8 protein-coding genes are annotated in these 7,224 nt (G+C 40.5%); 3 read left to right on the forward strand and 5 right to left on the reverse strand.

Going from position 1 to position 7,224, the window contains the following annotated elements:
* Positions 1-56 precede the first annotated feature (56 nt).
* Positions 57-1,997, reverse strand: coding sequence for a glycoside hydrolase family 97 protein (locus WS42_RS08290; RefSeq protein WP_046403078.1), 1,941 nt, complete (start codon positions 1,995-1,997; stop codon positions 57-59).
* 230 nt (positions 1,998-2,227) lie between these two features.
* On the opposite strand from WS42_RS08290, the gene WS42_RS08295 reads away from it, so the two are divergent.
* Positions 2,228-2,707, forward strand: coding sequence for a ferritin (locus WS42_RS08295; protein WP_022161128.1), 480 nt, complete (start codon positions 2,228-2,230; stop codon positions 2,705-2,707).
* A 182-nt stretch (positions 2,708-2,889) separates the two neighbouring features.
* On the opposite strand, the gene WS42_RS08300 is transcribed toward WS42_RS08295, so the two are convergent.
* Positions 2,890-3,450: a carboxymuconolactone decarboxylase family protein gene (locus tag WS42_RS08300; RefSeq protein WP_046403080.1), complete on the reverse strand. Its 561-nt coding sequence runs from the start codon at positions 3,448-3,450 to the stop codon at positions 2,890-2,892.
* Between the two features lie 301 nt (positions 3,451-3,751).
* Between WS42_RS08300 and WS42_RS08305 the strand changes: the two genes are divergently transcribed.
* Complete coding sequence (locus tag WS42_RS08305) at positions 3,752-4,045, forward strand: hypothetical protein (RefSeq protein ID WP_022161130.1); 294 nt, start codon at positions 3,752-3,754, stop codon at positions 4,043-4,045.
* Between the two features lie 146 nt (positions 4,046-4,191).
* Positions 4,192-5,370 carry an AIR synthase related protein gene (locus tag WS42_RS08310; RefSeq protein ID WP_013613362.1) on the forward strand — a complete coding sequence of 393 codons (1,179 nt, stop codon included), beginning with the start codon at positions 4,192-4,194 and terminating at the stop codon, positions 5,368-5,370.
* Between the two features lie 67 nt (positions 5,371-5,437).
* Here the strand turns inward: WS42_RS08310 and WS42_RS08315 are convergent, their stop codons facing one another.
* From WS42_RS08315 to WS42_RS08325, 3 genes are all read right to left on the reverse strand, one after another.
* Positions 5,438-5,809: a HepT-like ribonuclease domain-containing protein gene (locus WS42_RS08315; protein ID WP_013613361.1), complete on the reverse strand. Its 372-nt coding sequence runs from the start codon at positions 5,807-5,809 to the stop codon at positions 5,438-5,440.
* Positions 5,802-6,095: a nucleotidyltransferase family protein gene (locus tag WS42_RS08320; RefSeq protein ID WP_013613360.1), complete on the reverse strand. Its 294-nt coding sequence runs from the start codon at positions 6,093-6,095 to the stop codon at positions 5,802-5,804. Before WS42_RS08320 ends, WS42_RS08315 begins: the two co-directional genes overlap by 8 nt.
* Before the next feature lie 422 nt (positions 6,096-6,517).
* The coding region (locus tag WS42_RS08325) for a hypothetical protein (RefSeq protein ID WP_046450971.1) at positions 6,518-7,224 on the reverse strand (707 nt) is incomplete at its 5' end.

Below are 7,224 nucleotides of genomic sequence, written 5' to 3' on the forward strand. Positions count from 1 at the left end.
TATTACTATTTTATTTGTTTCAAAAAGTGATCCAAAACACATTATCCCTTCTATTCTTATTTCACAATAACAATTCCCCCTCCCGACAGAATCGTCAAGGAAAGTTCTTTATTTTTACTCAAAGTCACTTCCCGGGTATAAACATTACGTTTCAGGTCGTCATTATAAAGGGTCACCCGATTGCCTTTGGCAAACATCGGAAGTTGTATTTTCAGCTTCAACGGTTCTTTTTGGGCATTCACCCCGGCGACATACCATTTATCCCCATGTCTGCGAGCCAGAATACAATATTTCCCCGGATAACCGTCGATAAATACAGTCTCATCCCAGGTAACAGGTACTTGTTTCAGAAACTCCAGGCAAATTTGGGAAGCATCGGTCAGATTATTAGGGGCTAAAGCAAAATTCTGTATCGGATTCTGAAACAAGACGGTAGTAGCCAACTGGAAAGCATCTGTTGTCCGGCGGATATTACCTCCATCGTTGGTACGATTCAAGCGTTTATTGAGGAAACAGCCTCCGAATTCCATACAACCGACACTATTCCGGATAAACGGATGCAGACAGGCATTGAAAGCCTCCTCATCACAAAAATGCTGCTGGAAAATCAGGTTCTCGGAAGCCAGTACCGCCTCACTTCCCACATAATTGGGATACATTCGTTCCCACCCCCTGGGCAAGGTGCAACCGTGAAAAATAACCATCAATCCACAATCATCCGCATCGCTCAGAATAGCTTCGTACAACCTCATAGTCTCCTGCTTATCCCCTCCGAAAAAGTCTACTTTAATTCCCTTCACTCCCAGACTTTCGAGCCACCTCATTTCCCGCTTACGGACAATCGGATTGTCCATACAATTCACAGGACTTTGAACAATATCGTTCCAATATCCGCTGGAACTATACCATAAAAATATATCTACCCCCTTCCTATGGGCATAATCCGCCAAAGACTTCATCTTTTCCCGGCCGATCGTCCGATCCCACCAGTTATCTATCAATACATATTCATATCCCATTGCAGCTGCCAAATCGATGTACCTCACCTGATCCTCATAATTGATACTTCCATCCTGCCACAAAATCCAGCTCCAGGTTCCACGCCCGAAACGATAATCGTGAACCGTTTCGTAAAGTGGCTCCACGACGTCCCAAATGACCGTCGTTTCCACAATAGGCTTCAGATTATCCCCTACAGTAATGGTACGCCAGGGAGTTGTACCGGGCAAAGCCAATCCCGGGGCTACCGTTCCATTCCCATTATTCTCTTCGGGCATCGGAAAATCAAGGATATATAATCCACCTTCTCCGGCATCACTCAAACGAGAACCACAATAGCGGCTGTCCACACCCGTCTCACTGATCAAAGCCCAACCATCACAACCAATACGAAAAAGGCAAGGAAAAGTATAACCATGTCCATATCGAGAAGGTTCGTTCATCGGAACATCCACCCTATACTCCTCCTCATAACTGGGTTTTGTACGCATCCATCCGATCATGGCATCACTTTGCGGACACAGAAAAGTAGTCGTATATGCCGGAAAATCAAAACCCGTCGCTTCTCTTTCCACCACACAACTTCCTGCCTCCTTTCGGGGAATTACATATCGGAAAGCGATATCGTTATTACTCACCCGGAAAACGACATCTATCTCCTGCTTATCAGCATTCGCAAAAGTACAAATCAACTCATTCGCCTGATAGTGTATCTCTGATTTCTTGATCTTGTTCTGAGTATATGTTTTATCGATCCGACTTGTCTTTTGCCCAATCCAATTCATATTCCGGCTAAAATCCCCGATATCGGTCACCACCCCCAAAGGGGAATCTTCCAGAATTGTCTTTTCTTTGTAAGTGACAGAATAAACCGGTTTTCCCTGCTTCAAGGCCACATTCACTTTCAGATGAGAGTCAGGTCCAATTACCTCAGTCTGCTGAGCCCATACCGGAACGGCAATCCACACCAGCAAGCAGTATTTCAGATATTTTTTCATGTCTTTAAAATAATTTACATGCAGGACAAAGATAATATCTCCGCTATACAAAACAAGGATTAATCCTTATAAATTAACGTAACAGTATTCTATACACTTTAATTTTCCGGTATATTGATCATTTTGTCATTACTTAGAACTGTCAAAATGGCAAATATCGGATATGGCATAAATTTTGTAATTAACAAATAAAAAGCATAATGAATTATCAATATTAAATATAAAAAACAATGATTTCTGAAAAACTACAAAATGCGATCAATGAGCAGATTACTGCTGAAATGTGGTCTTCCAACCTGTATTTGTCCATGTCTTTCTATTTCGCTTGCGAAGGTTTTGACGGCTTTGCCCATTGGATGAAAAAACAATCTCAGGAAGAACTGGAGCATGCCTATACCATGGCTGATTACGTTACAAAGCGGGGAGGAAAAGCCAAAGTAGATAAAATAGACGTTGTTCCTCAAGGGTGGGGTAGTCCTTTGGAAGTATTCCAACATGTCTATGAACATGAATGCAAGGTTTCAAAAATGATCGACAATCTGGTTTCTATCGCTTCTGCAGAAAAAGACAATGCAACCCAAGACTTTCTGTGGGGATTCGTACGCGAACAAGTTGAAGAAGAAGCAACAGCACAAGGAATTGTCGACAAATTGAAAAAAGCCGGTGATACAGGTCTTTTGTTCATCGATGCCCAACTGGCTAAGCGATAAAGACCTCAGCATAAAAAACTGCCTGAATGATGAAGTGCGCCCTAAAAGTCGAACAAGAATTTTTAAGGCGCACTTTAAAGTATCAGACAGCTTCGTCTTCCTTATACACATCGGTTACTTCATCTTTTCAGATACTCGTATCAACTATATGGGAATATAAAACAGAAGATTATTCGTAAACTTTACTTTTTACAATCACATTTACAGATGATGACCGGAGCCTCGGGGAAATCGACGGGAATCCAGGTGGCATTATTGAGGTAATTGGTTATAGTCGTCATACCGACCAGCATGACCAAATCAACCAGACAAGCATCCGTATATCCGGCTTGATAGAAACGGCCGATCATCTCAGGGCCTACCTTGCCCCGATTCGTAACCAGCTCACAAGTAAAATCCACTAAGGTATCCAACTTTTCATCCCAAGTGACATTTCCTTTACGGATCGCTTCGATTTGCTTATCGCTCAAACCGGCCTCTTTAGCCAAAGCCGTATGCGCTGCCAAACAATAAGGATTCTGATTTACCTGACTAGTCACCAAATGAATCGCTTCCGTCTGAATTCGGTCAAATACCGTAGAAACATCCATAAAATCCATAAATCGTTTCAAGGCAGTTTCGGAACGGGTCATGAAGGCATACACATTCGGAACAAAACCCATCGACTGCTTTAATGCAAATAGCAATTTACGATCATGTTCCAATACTTCTTCCATCCGGGGTACTTTAAAATCTCTTCTCATCAGTTATATTTTTGGGGATTATACGAAAATTGAAAAATAAAGTTGAATTTTTACCGCAATATGGAAACTTTTAAAATTGCTTTACGTTTATTTCACAGATAAAACATACCATAAATTGGGAGAAAAGGAAAAAAGAACGGTACCCGCAGGTATCCACAAACTTAATGTACGTTAAACGACAAAGGAATATGCTAAACTAACCCAACCAATAGTATCGTACAGATACATACGAAAGGAACCGGAATAATTTCCGGTTTCTTTTTTTCCTGCTTCAGAAATATTTTCTTTAAATTACTTACCTTTGTATTCAATACATTATACTGCAACCATGAAAAATAAAAACATACTGATTCTGATTATTTCCTTCATCATTTTGCTCGTTGCCTGCTCGGCTCTGTCTATGAGTGCGGTAGCCAGTAATTACCGTTACACCTGGGTAGCCATGAACCCTTGGAATGGAGTCGAAGGTATTGCCTTTACCGTGGGTTATTTTTTGCATACCGGCAAAACCGTCAGTATGCTGATTACAATCGGCTTACTCCTCGTAATCTGGTGGCGGCTCTACGCTCTTATTCACCGGACCTTCATCAGATAATCTTCATCAGGAAGTCAATACATCACTCATGCACATTGATAAATTCATTTGTTTTGTGTAAGTTTGCAACTTCTAAAAACGACAGAGATCGGGTCATTTGATCATCCGGTAATTTCGTGATTCAGTAATTTAGCAACTCATCTATTATGAGAAAAGACGAAAGATATAACAAACGTGGTGTGTCAGCTTCCAAGGAAGACGTCCACAATGCGATAAAAAACATCGACAAAGGAGTATTCCCCCGGGCTTTTTGCAAAATCGTACCGGATTATCTGGGAGGAGATGAAGCTTATTGCAACATCATGCATGCAGACGGAGCAGGAACAAAGTCTTCGTTAGCCTATATGTATTGGAAAGAGACCGGAGATCTCTCCGTTTGGAAAGGAATTGCCCAGGATGCACTGATTATGAACATAGACGACCTTTTATGTGTCGGTGCAGTAGACAATATTCTGTTATCTTCCACGATCGGCCGGAATAAAAACCTGATCCCGGGAGAAGTCATTGCTGCCATTATCAATGGAACAGAAGAATTACTGGAAGAATACCGGAAACTAGGTGTAAGCATCTATTCTACAGGTGGGGAGACAGCCGATGTCGGTGATCTGGTACGCACGATCATTGTAGATTCAACAGTTACTTGCCGGATGAAACGGAAAGATGTCATCGACAACGCCAACATTCGCCCGGGAGATGTCATTATAGGCCTTTCTTCGTACGGACAGGCTACTTATGAAACCGAATATAATGGCGGAATGGGTTCTAATGGCTTGACTTCGGCCCGTCATGATGTATTTGCAAAATATCTGGCTCAAAAATACCCCGAAAGTTATGACAATAATGTACCGGAAGAATTAGTATATGCAGGGAAATGCCTATTGACGGACTGTGTCGAGGGAGTAGGTATGAATGCAGGAAAATTGGTTTTATCTCCGACCCGTACTTACGCTCCGGTAATAAAACAAATTCTGGACAAATACCGTTACCAGATTCATGGGATGATTCACTGTTCAGGAGGAGCCCAGACTAAAGTGATGAATTTTGTCGAGAATATGCATATTGTAAAAGACAATCTTTTCCCCGTACCTCCTTTATTCCGGTTAATCCAGGAACAATCGGGTACGCCTTGGGAGGAAATGTACAAAGTGTTCAACATGGGTCATCGTATGGAAGTTTATGTCGACGAGGAATTGGCAGAAGAAATTATCGCTATCTCAAAGAGTTTCAATATCGATGCCCAAATCGTCGGTCGTTGCTACGACAATGACGAAGGCGAAGGAAATAAGCTTACCATACTCAGCGAATTCGGGAAATTCATATACTGAACGGTAGGTTTGATTCGTAAATTTTATATATAAAACGAAAGGATGCCCGTAATAGAGCATCCTTTTATCATTCCTTCAAATCTTCCCGCATTTGCAGCAAAGTATCCATTAATAACGGAATATTCTCCTTTACTGTATTAAAAATAACATCTGCATCCACTTCAAAATAGTGATGTACAATTATATCACGCATTCCCATCACTTCACGCCATGGTATTTGTGGGTAATAAATGAGCAAATTGCCTGCTGTTAATTTATCCAGATTCTTTATACTTTCACCAGTAGCAATCAATTTCATACAAACTCCATCCAGTAATAAAGTTCCTGTAGCAGAATCCAGAAAATCATTAGTACAATGAATATTTTCAGTTCGTTGCTGAATGACTTCCAGAGATTCTATCACTTTGTCAAGCAAATGCAAAACTTTTACATCATACATAAATAGCTTCCTCTTGAATGGTTTGCTTTAATACCTCATCCATTTTTTCACGCACACGAACCAAATCTACCGGACGTCCCAATAAAGCTTCTAATTCATATTTGATACGAACTAATGTAAACAACGTAGGCGCCTCTCCTTCATAGCAAATATCAATGTCACTATTTTCAGTCTGTTCACCCCTGGCAACACTCCCAAATATCCCCATGCGTTTAATGTGATAAACAGAAGCATGGGTTTGCATGTAGACTGCCAGTAGTTGTATATATTCATTGATAGATTTCATAAAATATCATCTGGTTCATATTCACAAATATAAGAATTATCTGACAGTTAGACAATATGTTTATTCAGCCTGTTTTTCTTTTTTATAAAACTACAAAATCGTCTACTCTGTCAATTCGGGAAATTTATATACTGAACGGTAGGTTTGATTCGTAAATTTTATATATAAAACGAAAGGATGCCCTGCAAAGAGCATCCTTTTTATTGTTCTAATCAATTATATAGAGCTATTAGCTTCTTCACTATATGATAAAAGAACTTTTCTGACTTTGTAATGATCCAGGCCGGCTCAGGGTGACAAAGTAAACCGGCCGGAAAGGCAAACGATCTTACAGAAAAACTTACATGAATACATTCTTACCTTTTCGAGACAATTTGGTAGAAAATATAACCGAACTTCGTCATTGCATCAAAAACAAGCAACTACCCTTTCCATGCATTTATAGATTCCAGCAAATTTTTATATCCATTCTTTGCTCTGTCATCCGCAGTATCCACACATTGCCGGACGTATGTCACCATCTGCTTTTTCACCTCATCCGGTGCATTTACAGCAAAATATCGCAATAACACATCCAGATTCAAACGTAATTTTGCATCAGGTAAACGAACCACCTCCTCGGTATAACACTTCATCAAAGCTTTCCAGTTCCGGTCCAGATAACAGGTAGTCAGCCGATCCAGATAAACCAAAGAATAATCAGCCCTGAAACCGGTATTTCTCACGGATTCGCAAACTTTCATAAAATCTTTCTCCTGCATTCTACCCGCCAGATAATCTATATAAAGGGGGAAAATCAGCCGTTCCGTTTTATTTTCCAATCCCTGAGTGTCAATGTTCACAAAATCTTTCCAATTATCCAAAATAAATCGGAAAACAGGATGCTCAACCCGATCGGCAAAATGCTCAGATAATTTCCAGACTTCCGGATACAGTTCTTTTTTCCCTTTCACCTCCCTCAAATAACTTTCGACATCAGTATTAAATGTATTCAGTTCCCCCGCCTCAGAAAGAATGATTATATAATCTGCCTGTTTTTTCAATGGACACGCACTCAAGCTTCCGTATTGTTTCATATCTGTATAAGAGACCTCAGGATCAAGGGCATAACGGGCGATCCGAACAAAAC

The organism is Odoribacter sp. N54.MGS-14, assembly GCF_000980295.1.
GTDB classification, from domain to species: Bacteria; Bacteroidota; Bacteroidia; order Bacteroidales; family Marinifilaceae; genus Odoribacter; species Odoribacter splanchnicus.

Coding starts and splice junctions, on each gene's coding strand:
- WS42_RS08290 (WP_046403078.1), bottom strand. CDS start 1,997: ATGAAAAAATATCTGAAATACTGCTTGCTGGTGTGGATTGCCGTTCCG.
- WS42_RS08295 (WP_022161128.1), top strand. CDS start 2,228: ATGATTTCTGAAAAACTACAAAATGCGATCAATGAGCAGATTACTGCT.
- WS42_RS08300 (WP_046403080.1), bottom strand. CDS start 3,450: ATGAGAAGAGATTTTAAAGTACCCCGGATGGAAGAAGTATTGGAACAT.
- WS42_RS08310 (WP_013613362.1), top strand. CDS start 4,192: ATGAGAAAAGACGAAAGATATAACAAACGTGGTGTGTCAGCTTCCAAG.
- WS42_RS08315 (WP_013613361.1), bottom strand. CDS start 5,809: ATGTATGATGTAAAAGTTTTGCATTTGCTTGACAAAGTGATAGAATCT.
- WS42_RS08320 (WP_013613360.1), bottom strand. CDS start 6,095: ATGAAATCTATCAATGAATATATACAACTACTGGCAGTCTACATGCAA.